Origin of the sequence: Candidatus Flexicrinis affinis (assembly GCA_016716525.1) — a bacterium.
Taxonomy (GTDB): Bacteria; Chloroflexota; Anaerolineae; order Aggregatilineales; family Phototrophicaceae; genus Flexicrinis; species Flexicrinis affinis.
The window spans coordinates 167,979-187,972 of sequence record JADJWE010000006.1 but is presented as its reverse complement, the minus strand read 5'-3'; the positions used below and the strand labels follow the sequence as shown (position 1 = coordinate 187,972).

The 19,994-nt window shown below is 63.2% G+C and carries 23 protein-coding genes; 16 read left to right on the top strand and 7 right to left on the bottom strand.

The window, feature by feature from the left end:
- Positions 1-38: 38 nt before the first annotated feature.
- Positions 39-518, bottom strand: a complete 480-nt coding sequence (locus tag IPM16_16120; GenBank protein ID MBK9124627.1) for an NUDIX hydrolase — start codon at positions 516-518, stop codon at positions 39-41.
- A gap of 252 nt (positions 519-770) precedes the next feature.
- Here IPM16_16120 and hisS point away from each other — a divergent pair, with 252 nt between their 5' ends.
- The 5 genes from hisS to IPM16_16095 all read left to right on the top strand — a co-directional run bounded on the left by hisS (position 771) and on the right by IPM16_16095 (position 5,676).
- Positions 771-2,102 carry a histidine--tRNA ligase gene (gene hisS, locus IPM16_16115; GenBank protein ID MBK9124626.1) on the top strand — a complete coding sequence of 444 codons (1,332 nt, stop codon included), beginning with the start codon at positions 771-773 and terminating at the stop codon, positions 2,100-2,102.
- Between the two features lie 148 nt (positions 2,103-2,250).
- Positions 2,251-2,736, top strand: a complete 486-nt coding sequence (locus tag IPM16_16110; GenBank protein ID MBK9124625.1) for a DinB family protein — start codon at positions 2,251-2,253, stop codon at positions 2,734-2,736.
- A 275-nt stretch (positions 2,737-3,011) separates the two neighbouring features.
- Positions 3,012-4,013: a hypothetical protein gene (locus IPM16_16105; GenBank protein ID MBK9124624.1), complete on the top strand. Its 1,002-nt coding sequence runs from the start codon at positions 3,012-3,014 to the stop codon at positions 4,011-4,013.
- A gap of 126 nt (positions 4,014-4,139) precedes the next feature.
- Positions 4,140-4,541 carry a site-specific DNA-methyltransferase gene (locus tag IPM16_16100; GenBank protein ID MBK9124623.1) on the top strand — a complete coding sequence of 134 codons (402 nt, stop codon included), beginning with the start codon at positions 4,140-4,142 and terminating at the stop codon, positions 4,539-4,541.
- Between the two features lie 148 nt (positions 4,542-4,689).
- Complete coding sequence (locus IPM16_16095; GenBank protein MBK9124622.1) at positions 4,690-5,676, top strand: Gfo/Idh/MocA family oxidoreductase; 987 nt, start codon at positions 4,690-4,692, stop codon at positions 5,674-5,676.
- A 52-nt stretch (positions 5,677-5,728) separates the two neighbouring features.
- Here IPM16_16095 and IPM16_16090 read toward each other — a convergent pair whose 3' ends face one another.
- Both IPM16_16090 and IPM16_16085 read right to left on the bottom strand, forming a co-directional pair.
- Positions 5,729-6,139, bottom strand: a complete 411-nt coding sequence (locus IPM16_16090) for an HNH endonuclease (protein ID MBK9124621.1) — start codon at positions 6,137-6,139, stop codon at positions 5,729-5,731.
- Entirely contained in the window at positions 6,136-6,393 is a 258-nt protein-coding gene (locus tag IPM16_16085; protein MBK9124620.1) for a hypothetical protein, read from the bottom strand. The genes IPM16_16090 and IPM16_16085 overlap by 4 nt, the downstream gene beginning before the upstream one ends.
- A 129-nt stretch (positions 6,394-6,522) precedes the next feature.
- Between IPM16_16085 and menA the strand changes: the two genes are divergently transcribed.
- From menA to IPM16_16030, 11 genes are all read left to right on the top strand, one after another.
- Positions 6,523-7,464 carry a 1,4-dihydroxy-2-naphthoate octaprenyltransferase gene (menA, locus tag IPM16_16080; GenBank protein ID MBK9124619.1) on the top strand — a complete coding sequence of 314 codons (942 nt, stop codon included), beginning with the start codon at positions 6,523-6,525 and terminating at the stop codon, positions 7,462-7,464.
- 16 nt (positions 7,465-7,480) lie between these two features.
- Positions 7,481-7,837 (top strand): hypothetical protein, encoded by a 357-nt coding sequence (locus IPM16_16075; protein MBK9124618.1) that lies wholly within the window; start codon positions 7,481-7,483, stop codon positions 7,835-7,837.
- Positions 7,838-7,976: 139 nt separating this feature from the next.
- Positions 7,977-8,807, top strand: coding sequence for a coenzyme F420-0:L-glutamate ligase (locus IPM16_16070; GenBank protein ID MBK9124617.1), 831 nt, complete (start codon positions 7,977-7,979; stop codon positions 8,805-8,807).
- Between the two features lie 130 nt (positions 8,808-8,937).
- On the top strand, positions 8,938-9,984 hold the full coding sequence (locus IPM16_16065; GenBank protein ID MBK9124616.1) for a hypothetical protein: 1,047 nt from the start codon (positions 8,938-8,940) through the stop codon (positions 9,982-9,984).
- A 171-nt stretch (positions 9,985-10,155) separates the two neighbouring features.
- Entirely contained in the window at positions 10,156-10,623 is a 468-nt protein-coding gene (locus tag IPM16_16060; protein MBK9124615.1) for a hypothetical protein, read from the top strand.
- Positions 10,624-10,634: 11 nt separating this feature from the next.
- A complete protein-coding gene (locus IPM16_16055; protein ID MBK9124614.1) occupies positions 10,635-11,684 on the top strand; it encodes a hypothetical protein in 1,050 nt (349 codons plus the stop codon).
- On the top strand, positions 11,681-12,586 hold the full coding sequence (locus tag IPM16_16050) for a ThiF family adenylyltransferase (protein MBK9124613.1): 906 nt from the start codon (positions 11,681-11,683) through the stop codon (positions 12,584-12,586). The genes IPM16_16055 and IPM16_16050 overlap by 4 nt, the downstream gene beginning before the upstream one ends.
- 8 nt (positions 12,587-12,594) lie before the next feature.
- Complete coding sequence (locus IPM16_16045; protein ID MBK9124612.1) at positions 12,595-12,981, top strand: hypothetical protein; 387 nt, start codon at positions 12,595-12,597, stop codon at positions 12,979-12,981.
- On the top strand, positions 12,968-14,182 hold the full coding sequence (locus tag IPM16_16040) for a methyltransferase domain-containing protein (protein MBK9124611.1): 1,215 nt from the start codon (positions 12,968-12,970) through the stop codon (positions 14,180-14,182). The genes IPM16_16045 and IPM16_16040 overlap by 14 nt, the downstream gene beginning before the upstream one ends.
- A 63-nt stretch (positions 14,183-14,245) precedes the next feature.
- Positions 14,246-14,848, top strand: a complete 603-nt coding sequence (locus IPM16_16035; GenBank protein ID MBK9124610.1) for an exonuclease domain-containing protein — start codon at positions 14,246-14,248, stop codon at positions 14,846-14,848.
- Positions 14,845-16,182, top strand: coding sequence for an MFS transporter (locus tag IPM16_16030; GenBank protein ID MBK9124609.1), 1,338 nt, complete (start codon positions 14,845-14,847; stop codon positions 16,180-16,182). Before IPM16_16035 ends, IPM16_16030 begins: the two co-directional genes overlap by 4 nt.
- Positions 16,183-16,356: 174 nt before the next feature.
- Here the strand turns inward: IPM16_16030 and IPM16_16025 are convergent, their stop codons facing one another.
- The 4 genes from IPM16_16025 to IPM16_16010 all read right to left on the bottom strand — a co-directional run bounded on the left by IPM16_16025 (position 16,357) and on the right by IPM16_16010 (position 19,833).
- Complete coding sequence (locus tag IPM16_16025) at positions 16,357-17,223, bottom strand: DNA-protecting protein DprA (protein MBK9124608.1); 867 nt, start codon at positions 17,221-17,223, stop codon at positions 16,357-16,359.
- 2 nt (positions 17,224-17,225) lie between these two features.
- The gene (locus tag IPM16_16020; GenBank protein ID MBK9124607.1) at positions 17,226-17,840 is read right to left on the bottom strand and encodes a helix-turn-helix domain-containing protein; all 615 of its coding nucleotides are present in this window, start codon (positions 17,838-17,840) and stop codon (positions 17,226-17,228) included.
- Positions 17,841-18,026: 186 nt separating this feature from the next.
- Positions 18,027-18,878 (bottom strand): ABC transporter permease, encoded by an 852-nt coding sequence (locus IPM16_16015; GenBank protein ID MBK9124606.1) that lies wholly within the window; start codon positions 18,876-18,878, stop codon positions 18,027-18,029.
- Entirely contained in the window at positions 18,871-19,833 is a 963-nt protein-coding gene (locus tag IPM16_16010) for an ABC transporter permease (protein MBK9124605.1), read from the bottom strand. The genes IPM16_16015 and IPM16_16010 overlap by 8 nt, the downstream gene beginning before the upstream one ends.
- Positions 19,834-19,994 lie beyond the last annotated feature (161 nt).

The following is a 19,994-nucleotide window of genomic DNA, read 5'->3' as shown; positions in this document are numbered from 1 at the left end:
ATTGTGGGAAAACTGTTACACGTTATAACGCGATCTGCTCACGTTACTCGGAAATAAGGCGTGTCGCGCGTGACGGCGTGATGGATGCGCTCGCGGTGCATGGGCAGTACCGAGTCCGGCAGCGCGTCGGGCGCGAACCAGCGCAGATCGAGCGACTCGTCGTCGCCGATCCCGAGCGCGCCGCCGCTGACCCGGCACGCAAACGTGATGCTGGTCAGGGCGATTTCGTCGCCGTTGGGATAGCGGAAGATCAGCTCCGGTCCGCCGTACACGCCGACGATCCGCTCCGGCACGACGACGAGGCCGGTTTCCTCCAGCACCTCGCGGATGACAGCTGCCGCGGGGTCTTCGCCGGGATCGACCGCGCCGCCGGGCAGCCCCCACCGCCCGTTGTCACGCCGGAGCTGTAGCAGCACCTCGCCGGCGTCGTTGCGGATGACCGCCGCCGCCCCGACCATCACCAGCAGGTCATGGCCGATTCGAGCGCGCATCGTACGGACGTATTCGGGGATGGGCATGGGATGAACCTCGCGCGGATTAGAACCCGGCAATCGTACCGCACAACCCCCGCTTTTCGGCGGTCGACAGATCCGGCGCATGCGTTATCGTGAGCCTATGACTATTCCCTGCTTCCCCCAACGTCGACACCAGCCTCTCCTCGAGGCTGATTCGATTCGCTAGATCATTCCCTACCCAATCGCGCCATAAACGCGCACAATTCGCAGTACATCCATCCGACCTGTCCGACCTTGCACGCACAGGAGCTTCGAGTGAGTACGAATCGCATCCAACCCCGCCTGCCCAAAGGCATGCGCGACTTCATGCCCGCCGACATGATCAAACGGGACTACGTGTTTGGCGTCGTCCGCGATGTCTTCCACCTGTACGGCTTCGAGCCGCTCAGCACGCCGGTGCTCGAACTGCGCGAGACGCTGTACGGCAAGTACGGCGAAGACGCCGAGAAACTGATCTACAACGCCCAGCACCCCGGCGGTAAAGAGGAACTGTCGCTGCGCTACGACCTAACCGTGCCGCTGGCGCGCGTGGTTGCCATGCACGAAGCCGAGATCATGCTGCCGTTCAAGCGCTATCAGCTCGCGCCGGTGTACCGCGGCGAGCGCCCGCAGAAGGGCCGCTATCGCGAGTTCTACCAGTGCGACGTCGACATCGTGGGCGTCGCTGACGTCAGCGCCGACGCCGAAGTGCTGGGCGTAGTCGTCTCGACTCTGCGGCGGCTTGGCTTCCCGACCTTCACGGTCAAGATCAACAACCGCAAGTTGCTGAGCGCGATGGGGCATTACAGCGGTGTGCCGGACGCGCAGCTCGGCGACCTGTACCGCAGCGTGGACAAGTACGACAAGATCGGCGCCGATGGCGTGCGCGACGAGTTGATCCAGCGCGGGATCGACGCGGAGGCCGTTGCGCGCATGATGGCGCTGCTGGTCGACAATCACCCGAGCGCTGACAAGCTCGCCCTCCTCGAAGACGCCATGGGCGGCGTCGACTCGGCGGCGGAAGGCATTCGCGAACTGCGCGACCTGACCGCGCATCTGGACGACGCCGGCGTGCCCCGCCAGTTCGTCGAGATCGACTTCACGATGGTGCGCGGGTTGGGCTACTACACGGGCCCGATCTTCGAGACGGTCGTGACCGAGCCGCAGATCGGCAGCTTGAGCGGCGGCGGGCGCTATGACGGGCTGATCGGCATGTTCCGCAAGGAAAGCCTGCCGACGACCGGCGTCAGCCTCGGCATCGAGCGCATCATCGACGTGATGGACGAACTCGGCCTGTATCCGGCGCACATCGGCGGGACGGTCGTGCAGGCGCTGGTCGGCGTGTTCAGCCCGGATCTGCGCCCGGCGGCGACTGCGCTCACGGCTCAACTGCGCGAGGCAGGCATTCGTGCCGAGCTGATGCTGCAAGACCGCAAGGTCGGCCAGCAGTTCAACTATGCGGACAAGAAGGGCATCCCGCTGGTCGTGCTGCAAGGGCCGGACGAGGCGGCACGCGGCGAGGTCAAGGTCAAGCGCCTGCGCGACGGTGTGGAAGTCACAGTCGCATCGGCGGTCCTGGCGGACACCGTGCGCGACATGCTGGCGTAGGGGAGTTTTCAGTCGTCAGACGTCAGGTCACGTGCGTTCGTAGGGCCACGGCACTGCCGTGGCCGTTTGCAGTGCCGTCAGCACGCTGCACAGTGGTGTGGTCTACAATACGACAAGCCCCTCGCTTCCACGAAAGGCCCGACACCCCATGAACGCCGACGCGTTTCGCATGCTGTACGACTACCACATCAGCGAGAACCGCAGGATTTGGGACGCCTGCGTCGTGCCGCTGGAGCAGGCGCTGTTCGTCCAGCCAGCCGCCTATTCGATCGGCTCGGTACGGGATCAGCTCGTGCATCTGATGAACGTTGACGAAGTCTGGTTCAGCCAGCTTCGGGGCGTGGAACCGCAGGACATTGAGGATGCGGCGGTGGTGGATCGAGACGTCATCCGCCGGCATTGGGATGAGGTCGAGGGGCGCATGCGCGAGTATTTGGCCACGTTGCGCGACGACATGCTGCTGCAAAAGCCGTGGTCGGAGGGCGAGGACAAAGACCTTGTGCTGTGGCAGGTGCTGCTGCATGTCGCCAACCACGGCACCGATCACCGCGCGCAGACGCTCAGACTGCTGCACGATCTGGGCGTCAAGACCGGCCCGCAGGACTTCGTGTTCTACTGCTACGATCACGTGTAGCCAAGTCACGGTAGGTTCATACGACTGAACAATTGACCAAAAGAACGGTGCTAGAGGTTGATGCGATTACGACAATGAAGTAGCTAGTACTGTTAACTGGTAATGCATATCTCACTGCCTTGTCGAGGGGATCCCAGCGCGTCGATATCGACTCAAACGGTGATACGGCACGACGATCACAGCTATCAAGCACTGTTGCACACCGTTTTATCTGTTAGTCTTTAGTTGCACTTTCGAGTTTGTTGGTTCAGATCTGAAATCAGGGCAGTATCGCTATGGAACTACTGATCGTGGCTGGTGTCGACATATCTCATGCTAGACTTGTCGACCTTACACGACTTGCAGATCAGGCAAAGCCATTTTACGAATGGATTGAACGAACATTCCAAGATGTGCTTTCTGAAACACGGAATTTTACGGAAATACTCAACCATTCGGATCTAGATGACCTTCGGCAGGGTATTCGGGCTTGTTACAGTGTGGAAGATAGGCACGACGTTCCTTTCTTGTTCGATGGGGTTGGTAGGACATACCCGCATTCCAAGGCATGCTACTATTTTTTCTCATGGACGATTCGAGATGCGCCTCAACAGAGATTAGCCCCAATGGTCCAGCGTATTGTCCAAGCTACGAGGAAGCCTCGCACCGACGTTGAGATTGACGTGTTGGCACAGCTCATAACTAAATATCGCAAGCATGTGCGGACGTTTTCTTGGGAGGCGATACGTGAGGTGATTGTTGATCGTCTCGAGGGATCTCGGCGTAGCATCAAGGGTCACGAGAAAGAGACTATAGTTCGCTCCGCGCTATTGGTAGCCATTCAAAGCTATTACGAAACACACCGTCACTACGGTGTATTTGGTGGCGTGGAAATACCGGCGTCCCAGGTCAGCATTGGCTCCGAAAGCTACGACGTGAGCGTCAATCTTCTCGATGGCAAGGGTATAACGGTGAGCAGGATGCTTGTGCCAATAAAGACAAGAGAGACCGAGGGTGGTGGCCATTCTCACCTCTTCACACGTGATATTATGTCAGCGATCACGTCAGCGAAAAGTAGTGGAAGCAATGATTACCTTGCGGTTATCATAGTGGCCAAGAATTGGTCGCGGCGCGAAGCTCGAGCAATAGAGGAAGCCGTTGACTATCTAGTGAATTTTGAAATCTCGCCCAGTGAATTCATCGAATTTGGCTCGAGCGAACAGGAGTCACTTAACCAATTCGTTTCCAATGTATTAGACGGCGTCATTCATCCTAAGAAGACTGGTGATAACGAATAGGTGAAATCTGTGCAGATAATCCACTTCGACCATACTCGTGATTTGACCGAGAGTGAGTGTCGAGATTCAATCATCAATGGTGACAGTTGGTCAGTTGCCGCGCACTTGCCCAGCGAAAGCATCCAGATGATTGTCACAAGTCCCCCGTATTTCGGGCACAGGGTCTACTCGCAGGAAGGAGATCCCGATGCTCATGAATTCGGACGTGAACAGTCCCCAATTGAGTATGTTGAGAAGCTGAAGAACCTCTTCCAACATCTATACCCCGCTCTCAAAAACGACGGTACCTTATGGCTAAATCTTGGAGATACCTATCGAAATGGTCAGCTTCTGGGAATACCGTGGCGGGTTGCATTTGCGCTGCAGGAAGTCGGATGGATTCTTCGAAGCGAAGTAATCTGGCATAAACCAAACGCGATGCCATCATCTGTGGCTACTAGACCAACTGTTGATCATGAAACGATCTTTCTTTTCTCAAAGAGCAATCAATACTACTATGATGCAGATTCAATCCGTGAACCACCGTAACCCTCGAGACTGGCGGCAGGAACCGGAAGAGGCCGAGGGGGACGACAGCTCACCGAGAAACGACGCTCAGAGTTCGCTGAATAAGCGAGACTACTCCTCCGCGCTATAATCGGCGGTCCGTGCCCACGATCACCGAAAGCCGACCGCCATGACCGACAAAATCCGTTGGGGCATTCTCAGCACCGCCAACATCGGGCGCAAGCGCGTCGTCCCGGCCATGCAGGCGAGTGCACACGGCGTCGTGACCGCCGTCGCCAGCCGCAACAGCGACGCGGCGCGCGAGTACGCCGACGAGCTTGGCATCCCGACCGCCTATGGCTCATACGAAGAGCTGCTCGCCGACCCGAACGTCGACGCGATTTACAACCCGCTGCCCAACAGCCTGCACGCCGAGTGGAGTATCAAGTGCGCCGAGGCCGGCAAGCCGACTTTGTGCGAAAAGCCGCTGGCGTCCGACGCCGCCGAAGCGCAGACGATGGTCGACGCCTTCGCCGAACGCGGTGTCCTGTTTGCCGAGGCGTTCATGTACCGTTTCCATCCGCAGACCGTGCAGGTCAAGCAGATGCTCGACGACGGGGCCATCGGCGAGCTGCTGGCGGTCGAGGCTGCGTTCAGCTTTCGTATCGCCCGTGAGGACAACATCCGCCTGAGCGCCGAGCTGGCCGGCGGCGCGCTGATGGACGTCGGCTGTTACTGCGTCAACGTCACGCGCTTGATGGCGGGGGCGGAGCCAATCACCGGGCATGCCGTCGCGCGCTTCGGCGCGGAATCGGGCGTGGACGAGGTGCTGGCCGGCGTACTCAAGTTCGAATCGGGCGTGATCGGGCACTTCGACTGTTCGCTGCGCGGGCATCACAATCACCGTTACCACCTGCGCGGCACCAACGGCAAGATCACGGTTGAAGAAGCGTTCGTCGTGCCAGACGACGGCGCGACGTTCATCCGCTGGTGGCAGGCCGGCCCCGATGGCGACACCTACCGCGAGATCACCGTACCGCCGGCTAATTCCTATACGCTGATGGCCGATGATTTCGCGCTCGCGCTGATCGACGGGCGTCCGCCGCGCTACGCCCCGCAGGACGGTGTCGAGAATATGCGCGTGGTCGACATGCTGCTCAAGTCCGCCCGCGCGTAATCGCGCCCGCGGCGCACATCGCTAGGCTCGGGTTAGGATAACTGTGGCGGCATCAACATGGATACTCTCCCGTCAGAATCAATACGCGACGGGCCACCAAACTGGGCAAATCGTTCAGACGCAGCACGTCCACGGTTGTCCTACCTTCCGGAGTCAAACCGTTGATCACGCCGTCAGGCTCGATTTCGAAGTGATCGCGCCAACTCTGTCTGCGTGGATCGAACAGACGCGTCGGATCTCCGGTCGCAGGGTCAAGACCCGCAACATTTGACCCCTTGAAACTGTTGCACTTCAGACAGGCAAGGCAGAGATTGGACGGATCGTCGGTGCCACCGTGTTTTAGGGGAATGATATGGTCAACTTGAAACGTTGATAGGCGATTGTCTTCAGTTACACGGCAGTATTCACAGCAGTATCCCGCCTGCGATCGGATCTGCCTGCGCAGGGCTTGAGATATTGTCACGCATCACCATCGCGCTGTCGCAGCTTAACCTTCGCCTTGAGCAATGCGATGAGGTCATCCACGCGCACGAAGTCGAAAAGCTCCTGCTGCTCCGCAGGTGTCAGCTCACCCTCGGCGTTACGCTCCACGAGGTCATCAACGCGTGCCTGAAGATCTTCAGGAAGGTGGTAGGCGAGCAGTTCGTCGGCTGATGGATTGGCCGCGAGAAAGTCGGTAACCACGTCTAGTACGGATCGCGCTGGAGCGTTGAGCATCACAGTCATCCTGTGTCCCGGCGTTCACGAGCATTGTATCACGATCCCAATTCACCTACTTAGACGCGGCTAACGGATTGACGCTATACTGCGCCCCATTCCACTCGTCACTTGCAGGAACGCTAGTCCATGTCCGCACCTGCTGCGCCCGCCCCGGCCGCGCCGGTCAACAAACGTCAAGCGTGGATCCGCGCGACGCGCCCGCGCGTGTTCACCGCCGCCTATGTGCCGATGGGCGTGGCCGCCGCCGCCGCCATTCGCGACGGGGTATTCGACGTGCTGCTGTTCGCGCTCTCGCTGATCGGCGTGATGCTGCTGCAGACCGCCGCCAACCTCGTCAACGAGTACTACGACTTCGTCCGCGGCAGCGACGACCTCAAAGTCGACGGGCAGGGCATGGCGATCAAGAAGTACGGCCTTACCCCGCGCGAGGTCGGTATCGGGGCGGTGGTCTCGCTGGTCGCGGGCTGCCTGATCGGCCTGTTCCTGCTGTCGCAAAGCGGCCCGCTGCTGTGGGCGATCGGCATCGGCGGCGCGCTGGTCGCCGTGATCTACACTGCCGGCCCGTTCCCGCTGGCGTACAACGGCCTCGGCGAAGTGGCCGCCGGCATCTTCATGGGACCGCTGATCGTGGTCGGGGCGTATTACGTCATGGCGCGCGGTCAGCTAGCGCCCGATCTGGTGTGGATTTCGCTTCCGGTCGCGCTGATGGTAGCGGCAATTCTGCACGCCAACAACCTGCGCGACATGGAGGCCGACCGTGCCGCCAACAAGCGAACGCTGGCCGTGCTGTTGGGCCGGCCTGCCGCGCGGGTCGAGTACGTCGTGCTGGTCGGCGGTGCCTATGTGGCGCTGGCAGCTTTGATCGTGTTCGGCGCGGTGCCGGTCACCACCGCGCTGGTCGCCCTCACGCTGCCGGAGGCGCGCGCGCTGATCCGCATCTTCAACACGGAGGACGATCCGGCCACGCTGCACCCCGCGCAGGGCCGCACGGCGCGCTTGCACGGGCGTTTCGGCCTGCTGATGGTCGCCGGATGGCTGTTGTGGCTCCTGCTCGATGCGCTGATCTGAGCTGGGAAGAGGGTCAGTGACTCCCGAACAGTACTTCGCGGGTGAGCCTGTTGCGCTGCGGCTTTTTGCCGAGGTTTGCCGCGCTGTTGACGCGATTGGCGACTGCGAACTGCGAGTCAGCAAGAGTCAGGTCGCGTTTCGGCGGCGCATCGCATTTGCGTGGGCGTGGTGTCCGACAAAGGTCTTGAAGCGCGCCGCCGCCCCGCTGGTCCTGACCATCGGGCTACGGCGGCACGACCCGTCACCACGCTGGAAAGAGGTTGTCGAGCCGCGGCCGGGGCGTTTCACGCATCACATCGAACTCTACGATGAAGCCGACGTCGACGGTGAGGTGGCTGCGTGGCTGCGCGAGGCGTGGGGAGCGGCGGGATAGCGGCGAATCGAAACGCAGTCGTAACCAGTCCGGCACTGGCAATTCTTGGTGGCTTTGTTAGGATGTGTGACGACGTTTCACAGAACGCCACACCGCCTACACCATTGGGATACCTCCCGTTAACGGATTCACGACGTCGATGACACCCACACCCCTGCAAATCTTCCCCGTACGCGCTACCGTGCAGACTCACCGTTTCGACCTGATCTCCGCCCTCGAGGACGCGCTTAATGCGTCCGATCTCGCGCTGGCCGATGGCGACGTGCTGGCCGTGTCCAGCAAATACGCCGCGATTTCCGAAGGCCGCGTCGTCAACCTTGCCGACGTTGTCGTTTCGGAAGACGCCGAGCGTGTGGCGGCCCAGTACAACATGAACCCCAAGATGGCGCAGCTCGTGTTGGAGAACGCCGAGCATGTGTTTGGTGGGATTCAGCTCGGGTTTCTGCTCACGCATGTGCACGGAATCATCTCGCCCAACGCCGGCCTCGACCGATCGAACATCCCCAGCGGGCAGGTCGTCCTGTTCCCGGCCGACCCGTACGGCACAGCCGCATGGATCAGGGCGCAGGTTCGCCAACACTTCGGCGTGGATATCGGTGTGATCCTCACCGACAGTTGGCTGGTGCCGGGGCGCTGGGGTACGACCGGCATTGCGCTGGCGATGGCGGGCTTCCGCCCAGTCGCAGACGAGCGCGGCAAGGCCGACCTGTTCGGTAACCCCATGCAAGTCACGCAGCGCGGCGTGGCGGATTCGCTGTGCGTTGCCGCGCAGCTGGTGATGGGCGAACGCGACGAAGCCACTCCTTTTGCCGTGATTCGCAACAGCGGCGTGCCGATCGAGGAGGTTGCGCTCTCCGCCGCGGACGTGTCGATCCCGTGGGACATGTGCATTTACGTCGAGTCGCTCACCGTCGGGGCGCTCCGGCTGGGCTTGACCAACGGTTTGCCTGCGCTTCGCCCGGTCGTCTAGGCCTAAATGCTGCGTTGATTCCGGTTGAATTCGCTGTCAACGCTACCGCGCCACAGAATTCGCGTATAATGGGTTGGATGGCCAGTGAATTGCTGGCTGCTTTATCGCTACGGAACGGAGACCCCTCACTATGCGGAAGTACTTGATGATTCTCGTCATGATCCTCGCGATGCTGGCCTTTGGCGGTTCGGCATTTGCACAGGATCCGCTCTGCGGCAATCTGACTGGCGCGGACTGCGATATTTTGGTTCAGTCGGCGGCGGCGCAAGAAGGCTTGACGTCGGCCACGTTCGATTTCACCCTCAACATCGGCTCGGGATCGGACATTATTCCCTTGACGGGCAACGGCTCGTACGCGATTGATCCCGCTGCCATTGCGGCCATCGACATGGACGCGCTGGCCGGGGCCGCCGCTGATCCGACCGCAGTCTTTGGCGCCTTGGGCGGCGTGCTCGGTGCGTTCGACGGCGAGTTGAACATCAACGCGATGGGCATGATCGACCTCAACCTGCTGCTGATCGACGGCGTCGGTTACCTGAACTTCGGCGCGTTGGCCCCGCTGCTGGGCGGCCCAGAGGCGCTGGGAGCGATGGGCTTGCCGGCGGATTGGGCAGGTCTCGAATTGGTCGGCGCGCTTGAGATGCTTGGGCCGATGATGGGTGGTATGGAAATGCCTGATACCGGTGGCGCGGCCGCCATGGACCCGGCGCAGACCGAAGCCCTGATGAATTCGCTCATGGGTGCGGCCATCATCACCCGCGGCGCGGATGAGGACGGCAAGGCGGTCTTCAACACCACGCTCGACTTCAATGCCATCTTCAACAATGAAGAGTTCATGGGTCTGGTGATGTCGCAGGCCGGCGCCGGTGAACTGAGCGAGTCGGAACTGGCCGAAGCGCAGCAGATGCTCAGCGCGCTGGGCAGCGCCATCAACGTCAGTGTCACGCAGAAGGTCGATCTGGCGAGCTTCTACCAGACCGATGTCGAGTTCAACATCGCCCTCGACGGCGCGGCGTTCGCGGCCGTCACCGGCGAGTCGATGGACAGCATCAGCATCACCGGCGGGTTCAGCTTCGCCAACTTCAACGCCGCTCCGGCGTTGTCGGCCCCGGCTGGCGCCCCGGTTGCGACTGTCATGGACCTGATGGGCATGATGGGTGCGATGGGCGGCTTCTAAGCCTGACCGCGTAATATCGTCAAGCCCCCGCACGCGACCGTGCGGGGGCTTTTGTTTTGCCCGGCACGCCGCAACCGAATCCCCCCGCCACCCGTATGAGATAACATAGACACCGCCGCGCTTTCAGACTAAAGTTAAGCACGACGAACGCAGTGGAAAGCGACAGGTGCGATGCCTGCTTGGTGGGGTACACGGCAGAATGTCTCGGCCCGGCTTCGGCTTGAAGTCGAAGGCATGCGTGCGGTGTTCGGGAACACATTCAAACTCAACGTGCCGGAAACCGGCTTGCTGTACTGGCACGGCGACATCGAGATCAACCTGACGCGGTTGAAAGAGCGCATTCACACGGTGAAGATCGTCTACCCGGCGGACTACCCCAATCAGCCTGCCGAGGCCTACGTGACCCATCCGCGCATCTACAGCCGCAAGCATCAGTATGTCGACGGCCAGTTGTGCCTTTTCAATCCGAAAGACGGCGAAAGCTACGGCTGGAACCCCGCCAAATCGACAGCAGTGACCGTTGCGGCGTGGGCGGTGCAGTGGATTTACGCCTATTACACGTGGCGGGCGACCGGTGTCTGGCCGGGTATCGAGGAGACCGTCGATCCCAGCCAGATCGATCCGCGCTTGCGCCGCTGAAAGGAAGCCCGATGAGCGACGGACAGCTTCCAAATCTCGTGATCGCCCAGCGCGTCATCGACAAGATGGCGAAGGGTGCCGCACGCTTCATCCACGACGAAACGGGTGAGGCGCTGGTTGGTCTGATTCACCAACCGGGCGCCGCCGGCAGCGTGCCGACCCTGTATGTGCTGGATACGATCGCCCCTGACGAGGAGGACGTGCAGCGCGAGGCCTATGCCTTCGCTCACGGCGGCGAAAGCCAATACGATCAGTTCACGTGGCTTTTGGAGAATTGGCGGGCCGATGCCGAACTGCGCCGCGACGCCGGTTTCAAATCCGAAGCGCCGCTGGCGCATATCGGCGATTGGCATAAACAGCCCGGCTATATGATCGCCCCCAGCGGTGGCGATCTGGCCTCGGCGGTCACCCTGCTGGCAGAGGCGCCGGACATCCCGTTTTGGCTGGCGCCGATCGTTACGCTCGGGCATCCGCCGACACTGCGCGACGGCGCTGCGGTGAACTACGTCGCCGTTCCCGACGGCCACGGCGGGCTGACGCGCGTCGACTTCTGGTTGATCGACCGGCGCGCCAAGGCGTTCCGACCGATTGTTCCGTCCGTGTATCCGAACGCGCAGCTTCCCGTACTTCCGCCGCCGCCGTGGCACCTAGCCGACGACGCGCGCCTGAGCCTCGAAGTCGGGCAGTTGGAACACGACGGATGGCTGGTGTCGCAGGTGGTGCTGTGGGATACCGACCTCGAGCCGCCGCTGGAGGCCTGCTTCATGCTCGGGCGGGCGGGCGGAGAGTCGCTGATGCTGCTGGCGACCGAACACGATTATCCGGAGTCGCCGCCGCGCGCCTATTCCGCGCCGTTCGTGCCATTGGGCCGCGACGAGGAGCTGTACGACGCATTCGAGAAGGCGTGGCGCGACGCCGATCCGATGCCGTGGCCGGACGGCCTGACATGGTCGCCGGAGATGTATCTGGTGGATTACGTCGCTGCGTTGATGGGCCGCTCGCCCGCCGGGGCCGATCCGGTCGTGTCGGACAGCGGCGACGATGGGGAGGACGACGAATGACCGCGTGGGATCGCGTCGAGCGATTGATCGGCAGCGATGGCCTACATCGGCTTGCGCAAGCGCACGTCGTGGTCGTGGGGGTCGGGTCTGGCGGTGGATTCGTCGCGCTTAGCCTCGCCATGAGCGGTGTTGGCCGGTTCACGCTGGTCGACATGGAAGACCTTGAACAGCCGAACGTTGTGCGGCACGTGGCCGACGCGCGCTATCTTGGCGTCAACAAGGCGCAGGCGGTGGCGGACCTGATCGCGCAGCGCAACCCCGATGCGCAGGTGCGTGTCGTCGCTGGAGACATTGCCGACCACGCCGACGCGCTCGACGGCGCCGACCTGATGATTGTCGGTGTCGACGGCGAAGGGATGAAGTATCATCTAAACGAGATGGCGCTGGCGCGCAATCTGCCTGCCGTCTATGCCGGGGTCTACGCCCGCGGCGAGGGTGGCGACGTCTGCGTGATCCGCCCCTACGACGGCCCGTGTTATGCGTGTTGGGCCGCCGAACTGCGCGAAGGCCTGAGCGCCGGCCCGGTCGAAGAACTGGACTACGGCCAGATCGGCGAGGACGGCACGCTCAAGGCGGAGCCGGGGTTGTGGATCCATGTCGTGCGGATCGCTGCGGCGCAGGCCGATGTGGCGCTGACGCTGCTGCTTCCCGGGTCGCGGCCGCCGCTTCCGGCCAACACGCTGGTGATGGCAAACGCCGCGCTCGAGATTATCGAAGGACAGACCACCCTGCCGCACGGCGCGCTGTGGGTCAACATCGCGCGCGACCCGAAGTGTCTGGTGTGTGGCGACCGCTTGCAGGACGTGAGCGAAGCGCCGCTCAGCCTCGAGGATTTGGCCGCACAGGCAGGCGATATTACGATCGAAACGGCCGAGGCGGATCGCCGCCTGCGGGACGAATAGGAGGCCGTATGCCCGATAACATGCCGGAACTCACCCCACCGACGCCGCCCGAAGGCGAGGCGTTCGATGACAACTTCATCGAGGAGACGCCGCCGACAGGCACACCTTCTGCTGCCAGCCAACCCCCGGCAGCGCCCCAAGCGATGCCCGAACCGCCGGCTGTCGAAAGCCGCGCCACGCTGCCCCCGCAGCCTGAAGCGCCGGTGGACGACATGAGCGCGCGGCTCGAACGTTTGGGCGGCGAGCCTGCGCCGGTCATCACGCCGGATGAATTCGCACGCCTTCAAAACGCGGGGCAGGTGCACATCGACGCGATGGGCCGCGTGCGCACGGCGCGTCGGGCCAGTCAAGCGGATGCGGGCGTCACCCTAAGGAAGCGCCGTGCGTGGTATTAAGCCGGATACGGCTGCCCTGATCAAACAGCTCGAGAACAGCGGCGTGCTGCACGATGCACGTGTTCGTGCTGCGTTCAAGACCGTGTCACGCGCATACTTCCTGCCCGACCTCGACCCGGACGAAGTGTATGCCGACCGGGCGATCATTATCAAGCGCGACCCGACCGGCGCGGCGATCAGCTCGTCCAGCCAGCCGACCATGATGGCGCAGATGCTCAATCAACTGATGCTGAAGCCCGGCATGAACGTGTTGGAGATTGGCACCGGGTCGGGCTACAACGCCGCCTTGATGAAGGCGCTTGTCGGGACCGAAGGACACGTTACATCGTTGGAGCTGGATCAAGACATCGCGGAGCAGGCGCGCGAGAACTTGGCCCGCGCAGGGTATGGCAGCGTGCAGGTGGTCACCAGCGACGGCGCATCGGGTTACGCGCCGCGTGCGGCCTACGATCGCATTATCTGTACGGCAACCGTGTGGGATGTCCCGCAGGCGTGGGTGCGCCAGCTTAAGCCACGCGGGAGGCTCGTCACGCCGATTCAGGTCCACGCCGGGCAGGTGTCGGCTGCGTTCGACGTGCTCAAAGACGGCTCGCTGTACAGCTCGGAAAACCTGCCGTGCCGCTTCGTGCTGATGCGCGGCACCTCCGCCGTGCCGAATTTCGTGCGACAGGTCGCCAGCAGCGCGCTGGTCATGTGGTCGCTGGACGCCGACGAGATCGACGGCGCGAGCTTGCATCTGCTGCTCAGCGCAGATCAGGAGATCAACTTCCTCAGCCAGCCGTTGACCAGCGAACAAATCTGGTCGGGCGTCATGCCGTACACCATGCTCAACGCCCCCGATGACATCGTTCTGGCGACCTACTTCATCAGTGAAGGGCAGCAGGCCTACGGCATGGATGCAGGCGGCGGATATGCCGTACTCAGCCCCGCCAGCGCCGCATTCGTCCCGTATCAAGGTGGCGGCAAGTGCCACACTTTCGCCGGGTCGGACGCGTTCTTGGTCGCGCAGGACATGCTCGACCGTTGGCATGCGATCGGCGAGCCGGGCACCGAACAGCTTCGCGTGCGCCTGATCCCGCTGGGCGCGCCGATATCGGATCCGCCAAATCACGGCTGCAACTTCACGCGCCAAGACCACGCGCTTCAAGTCTGGCTTGAACCTGTAGGCGAAGAGACCAACCACGACATCCTCGACGATTGAGCCGCGCCGGCGTATCTCTCAGCGCCGCCTTGTGGTAGAGTCTGCCCGGATTCTGGCAGGCTAATGATGACACTGCTCCTTGACCAACTGGTGATCGTCGATCTCGAAGCGACATGCTGGCGCGGCCCCCCGCCTGACGGACAACGTATCGAGATTATCGAGATCGGCGTTAGCGCGCTCGATCTCACGTCGTTTGAAATCACCGCGCGGGATTCGGTGCTGATCAAGCCAGCGACCAGCGAGATCAGTGCCTTCTGCACCGAACTCACACACATCACGCCGGAGATGGCTGCCGGTGGTATGGGTCTTGCCGAGGGATGCGCGTGGCTGAGCGAGCGGTTCTGCTCGGCTGAGCGCATGTGGGGCAGTTGGGGCAGCTTCGACCGTAAGCTGTTCGAGGCCCAGTGCACCGCCGACGCCGTGCCGTATCCGTTCGGCACGCATCACGCCAACCTCAAGCGCGTTTATGCGCGGTTGACCAAACGCAAGCAAGGAGTCGGCCTGCGCAGCGCGCTCGAACACCTTGCTCTGCCGTTCGACGGCACGCATCACCGCGGCGGTGACGACGCCTACAATACGGCGCGGATCGTGCAGATTCTGTGCCAGACCTACGGCCTCGCCGCGCTTTTCCTCACGTTGCCCAAGAAAGACCGCCCCGTTCTATGACCGCCGAAACCCCGCGGCCCGGCCTGACGGTCGACCGTTGGCTGCCGATCTTTGCGCTGACGTTCGTCGACGTGCTCGGGCTGACGATCATCCTTCCGCTGCTGCATCTGTACGCGGCGGTATTCGGCGCGTCGCCGCTCGAAGTGCTGCTGACCGCGGCGGCGTTCCCGCTGGCGCAGTTGGTCGGTGTGCCGGTGATGGGCGCGCTCAGCGACCGCTTCGGCCGTAAACCGCTGCTGATCATCAGTCAGATCACGACGTGTATCAGCTTCGTCATGCTCGGTCTGGCGCAGTCGTTGACGATGGTGGTGATCTCGCGCGTGTTCGACGGCCTGTTCGGCGCCAATCTCGCCACCGCGCAGGCTGCGATGGCCGACATCACCGACGATTCGACACGCGCGCAAGGGCTCGGCGTGACCGGCGCGGCGTTCGGGTTCGGCTTCCTGCTTGGTCCGGCGATCGCCATCGCCTCGCTTGAAGCGGTCGACAGCCTCGCCCTGCCAGCCTTCATCGCCGCGGCGTATTCGTTCATCTCGATTCTGATCACCGTCTTCGCGTTCAAGGAAACGCTGCCACCGGACAGGCGCGGGCGGGGGACGTCGGTCACGCGTTCGCCGCTGGCCGCGTTCAGCTTGCTGAGCGACCGGCGCTTTACGGCGCTGCTTGTGCTGATGTTCGCGCAGCAGGTCGTGTTCTTCGGTTTCGAGGCGACGCTCGGGTTGTTCACGCTCAACCGCGCCGGCATGTTGGGGCAGGCCAACGCGCTGCTGTTCATTTGGGTCGGGTTGCTGCTGGTTGGCGTGCAGGCGCGCGGGATCGGCAAGCTGGCGCGCCGCTACGGCGCGCGTAACCTGATGTTGATCGCACTCGCTGCCCTCACGATCGGCCTGTTCGTGCTGGCATTCACACCGCAGCAGGCGCACCCGTTCTACATCACGCGAATCGCCGAGCGCGAGATCGCCTCGCTGGCGCCGACCGCAACCGAGTCCGTGATCGGGACGCTGCAAGTGCCCCTTCCACCCGAGTCCAACCGGGGCATCGGCGCCGTCGTGTGGCTGATCGTGGGAGTCGTCCCGGTCGCGCTCGGCGCAGGGCTGGTCCGCCCGGCGATCAACACGCTGATCACCCAACGCGCCGGCGACGCGCGCTACGGGCAGTCGCTTGGCGCATCGGCCGCCATGGTCAGCCTGGCGAACGCTGCCGCGCCACTGCTGGCCGGCGTGCTGTTTCAGTCCATCGGCGCGACGGCCCCCTACTTGGCCGGCGCCGCGGTGATGGCTGTGATCGTCGGCGCAGCGGCCATCCTCATCCGCGAACCGCGCACGACAGTCTAGCCATCTGCTTTGGGGCGCTGCCCCAAACCCCGCCAGAAGGCTTGCGCCCTCTGGACTCCCATTTCCGCGAACTCGGCACGCTCGCGTGCCGAGTTCGCAGTAACGGGGTCAAGGGGTGTCAACCCCTTGTGGAGGTGCGGAGGCGAAGCCTCTGCACGATTCTCATTTACGCGCTTAGCCCAGCAGGGCATCGATCGACAGGCCGGGCGGCAGGGGATCGGCACCCAGTTCACGCAGCGCGTCGATGCCGCGCCCGGTGTCGGCGTTGCCCAGCGGATCGTCCACGAAGCACACGCGCCGCCCTTGCGCAATCGCCGCACGGGCGGCGTGCAGTGCCCCGCCGTCAGCGTCGGTCTGCACGACGAGGACGCATTGGCTCAGCCCGCTGATGATGCGGTTTCGCGCGACGAGCGCCGGCGTATTCACGCGTGAATCCGGCCGGATTTCGCACACGAGCGCCCCGCGCCGTTCAATCGCGGCGGCGAGTCCTGCGTTCTGCGGCGGATAGATGTCGAGCAGTCCGCTGCCCAGCACCGCCGCGGTGACGCCGCGGGTCGTCGCAAGTGCCCCGATGTGCGCGGCCGAGTCGATACCGAGCGCCAGCCCGCTGACGACCGTGACCCCCTGTTCCGCCAGATCGCCGGCAACGCGTTGGGCGAGCGCGAGCGCGTCGGGGGAGGCGGTGCGCGTCCCTACGATGGCGACAGCGCGTTCGGTCAGGCACGGCCAATGGCCTCTGATGAATAATGTTGGTGGAGCGTCGTCGAGTGTACGAAGCGCAGCGGGGTACTCAGGGTCGTCCGATGCCACAATGCGGACGCCGCGATCCTGCCAGCGTGCCAGCGCGCGCTCGACTTCCGGCAGGTCGACGGCGGTGATTGCCGCGCTGAGCGCTGGGCCGATTCCGCGTACGCGGCGCAGATCGCTGGCCGACGCGCCGAGGATCGCGTCGGGCGCGCCGAAACGGTCGATCAGCGCACGCAGCGTCTTACCCCCGAGGCCGCGAATGACGCTCAGGGCCACCCACGCGGCGTCGGCCACGCTCAGTCTTCCTGATAGTATTCGATGATCGACAACAGCATCGTGTTCATGAACGTGTTGACATGGCGCAGCAGCGCGGCCCATTCGATCGGGCTGCGCGGCGCAGTCAGTTCCGACCACGTCAGCACGGAGTTGATGACAAAGTCGCTGAAGAACAGGAATCCGCGCACGGCTTGAGGCAGTGTCAAACCGTCCTCGATCAGCGAGACGGCATACTGCTTGCCCATCTCGATGGCGCGGCTGAGGCCGCTGTCCGGCGATCCGGCGGCGAGAAACGCGCGCAGTTCTTCCAGCAGGGCGCGGCCTTGCACACGCATGTGCTGGCGGGTCTCGTCGCGCATGGCGCGGTACCACGGCACGTTCGCCAAATCGCCATCCCCGACCTGTAGGCGCGCCTGCCCCAGCGCGCTTTGCAGGATGACCTGAATTTCGATGGGCTGCAGTTCGCTGTCCGCTTGCATCTGGCGCTGCAGATCGGACACGCGAAAGCGGCGGTGCCCGCCCGGCGTGCGGCGCGACGGCAGGTCGCCCTTGTCCGCCCAATTGCGGACAGTCGCGGGATGTACGCCGAGAAGCTCGGCCGCGCGGCGCAGGCTCACCCACTCGTTGTCGCTCATACGTGCCTCAATGTGCAGTCCCCGCGCATGAGTATACACTACGCGAGGTGTATGAAATCAGGAGTCAGCTATCAGGAGTCCGTGGCCAGATGTAAGGCTTCGGGAAAACCGACTATTTCGTAGGGACGCGGCACTACCGTGTCCGGGTCGCTGACAACTGCCTACTGACATCTGGCAACTTCGCCCTTAGGCTTTTACGCCGCGCAGGCGCGGGTCAAGCACGTCGCGCAGGCCATCGCCGAGCAGGTTGAACCCCAGCACGCCGAGCATGATCGCCAGCGCCGGGAAAATCATCAGCCACGGCGCCATCTCGGCCAGCGCGCGGCCCTCGCTGAGCATCACGCCCCACGACGGCTCGGGCGGTTGCGTGCCGAGGCCGAGAAAGCTCAGGCCCGCCTCGGTCAGCAGCGACCACGACAGCGCGAGGCTGACCTGCACGATCAGCGGGGCGAGGGTGTTGGGCAGCACGTGGCGCAGCATGATGCGCAGGTTCGACAGCCCCAAACAGCGCGCCGCCATGATGAATTCCATCTCCTTGACAGCCAGCACCGGCCCGCGCGACACGCGCGCGAAGATCGGCGTGTAGACGATGCCAATGGCGACCACCGTCGTGCCGCCCCCCGGCCCGAACACGCTGACGATCACGAGCGCCAGCAGCAGCGCAGGCAGCGCGAAGAACACGTCCATGATGCGCATCACGACGTTGTCGAACAGGCCACCGATATAGCCGCTGACGGTGCCGATAGCGGTGCCAACCAGCGTGGCGATCGCCACCGAGAGCACGGCGACTTGCAGCGAATTCGCCGCGCCTTTCATCAAGCGGCTGAACACATCGCGGCCGAACAAGTCGGTGCCGAAGGCGTACGTCTCGCTGGGGCCGGTCAGCCGGTCGCGGACGTGCTGCTCGTTGACCGGATAGGGAGTCGTGCCGAGCAGTCCCAACACACCGACCGCCACATAGACGACGACCAGCAGCAGTCCGACCAGTCCGCTGCGGTTGCGCAGCAGGCGCGCGAACGTCGAGGGCGGCTTAGGCATGCTGTCCATACGAAATCCGGGGGTCGGCGGCTGCGTACAGCAGGTCGGTGATCAGGTTGATGACGACGAAGTTGAAGGCGACAAACAGCGCCACGCCCTGCACCAGCGCGTAGTCCCGCTGCGAGATGGCGTTGTAGACGAGCCGCCCGATCCCCGGCAGCGCGAAGATTTCTTCGATGATGACCGCGCCGCCGAGCAGGTAGCCCAGCTCGACGCCGATGATCGTAATGACCGGGATGAGCGCGTTGCGCAGCGCATGCCGCCGCACGACCACGCCGCCCGCCAGCCCCTTACCGCGGGCGGTGCGGATGTAGTCCTGTCCCATCACTTCGAGCATGGCCGAGCGCGTCGTGCGCATCACCGACGCCGAGAACGAAAAGCCGAGCGTGAACGCCGGGAAGATCAGCTGACTGAGGTTCTTGCCGGGGTCTTCGTGCAGCGGCGTAAAGTCACCGGAATTGGGCAGGATCTTGAACACGACCGACAGCACGACGATGATCAGCGAGCCGAGCAGAAAGTTCGGCGTGGCCAGCCCCAGCAGCGCAAGCAGACGCCCGAACAGGTCGACCGCCGAGTTGTGCCGAATGGCCGATAGAATCCCGATAGGCAGGCCGATCAGGAGTGCAATCGACAAAGCCATCACCGCCAATTGCAGCGTGACCGGGAAGCGCGCGAGGATCAGGTTGAGCACCGGTTGGCCGTGGCGCACCGACAGGCCGAGGTTGCCGGTCACGACGCCGCCCATCCACGAGAAGTACTGTTCCACGGGCGGCTTGTCGAGGCCAAAGTAGACCTCGAGCGACTCGCGCTGAGTCTGCGTCAGCATACCGGCTTCGGTGCCGAGCATCGCCACGATGGCGTCGCCGGGGACGAGCCGAATCGCGAAGAAGATCAGGATCGACACGCCGATCAGGGTTGGCACAAAGGCGATCGCGCGTTGGGTCAAATAGCGAATCATATCTGATGCCTAAGGAAAGAAAGACGGGGCGCTGTCGCATGCCCCGTTAGGGATATGCATCGCGCATCACCGGTGTTGTGCGGATTGGCCCCGCGAACGAGGCCAATCCGCGTGAATGAGCGTGCAGGGGGCGCTTTAGCCCCTTGGCACGTGCAGGT

Coding starts and splice junctions, on each gene's coding strand:
- IPM16_16120 (MBK9124627.1), bottom strand. CDS start 518: ATGCCCATCCCCGAATACGTCCGTACGATGCGCGCTCGAATCGGCCAT.
- IPM16_16110 (MBK9124625.1), top strand. CDS start 2,251: ATGAACGCCGACGCGTTTCGCATGCTGTACGACTACCACATCAGCGAG.
- IPM16_16105 (MBK9124624.1), top strand. CDS start 3,012: ATGGAACTACTGATCGTGGCTGGTGTCGACATATCTCATGCTAGACTT.
- IPM16_16100 (MBK9124623.1), top strand. CDS start 4,140: ATGATTGTCACAAGTCCCCCGTATTTCGGGCACAGGGTCTACTCGCAG.
- IPM16_16095 (MBK9124622.1), top strand. CDS start 4,690: ATGACCGACAAAATCCGTTGGGGCATTCTCAGCACCGCCAACATCGGG.
- IPM16_16085 (MBK9124620.1), bottom strand. CDS start 6,393: ATGCTCAACGCTCCAGCGCGATCCGTACTAGACGTGGTTACCGACTTT.
- menA (MBK9124619.1), top strand. CDS start 6,523: ATGTCCGCACCTGCTGCGCCCGCCCCGGCCGCGCCGGTCAACAAACGT.
- IPM16_16070 (MBK9124617.1), top strand. CDS start 7,977: ATGACACCCACACCCCTGCAAATCTTCCCCGTACGCGCTACCGTGCAG.
- IPM16_16065 (MBK9124616.1), top strand. CDS start 8,938: ATGCGGAAGTACTTGATGATTCTCGTCATGATCCTCGCGATGCTGGCC.
- IPM16_16060 (MBK9124615.1), top strand. CDS start 10,156: ATGCCTGCTTGGTGGGGTACACGGCAGAATGTCTCGGCCCGGCTTCGG.
- IPM16_16055 (MBK9124614.1), top strand. CDS start 10,635: ATGAGCGACGGACAGCTTCCAAATCTCGTGATCGCCCAGCGCGTCATC.
- IPM16_16050 (MBK9124613.1), top strand. CDS start 11,681: ATGACCGCGTGGGATCGCGTCGAGCGATTGATCGGCAGCGATGGCCTA.
- IPM16_16045 (MBK9124612.1), top strand. CDS start 12,595: ATGCCCGATAACATGCCGGAACTCACCCCACCGACGCCGCCCGAAGGC.
- IPM16_16035 (MBK9124610.1), top strand. CDS start 14,246: ATGATGACACTGCTCCTTGACCAACTGGTGATCGTCGATCTCGAAGCG.
- IPM16_16030 (MBK9124609.1), top strand. CDS start 14,845: ATGACCGCCGAAACCCCGCGGCCCGGCCTGACGGTCGACCGTTGGCTG.
- IPM16_16020 (MBK9124607.1), bottom strand. CDS start 17,840: ATGAGCGACAACGAGTGGGTGAGCCTGCGCCGCGCGGCCGAGCTTCTC.
- IPM16_16015 (MBK9124606.1), bottom strand. CDS start 18,878: ATGCCTAAGCCGCCCTCGACGTTCGCGCGCCTGCTGCGCAACCGCAGC.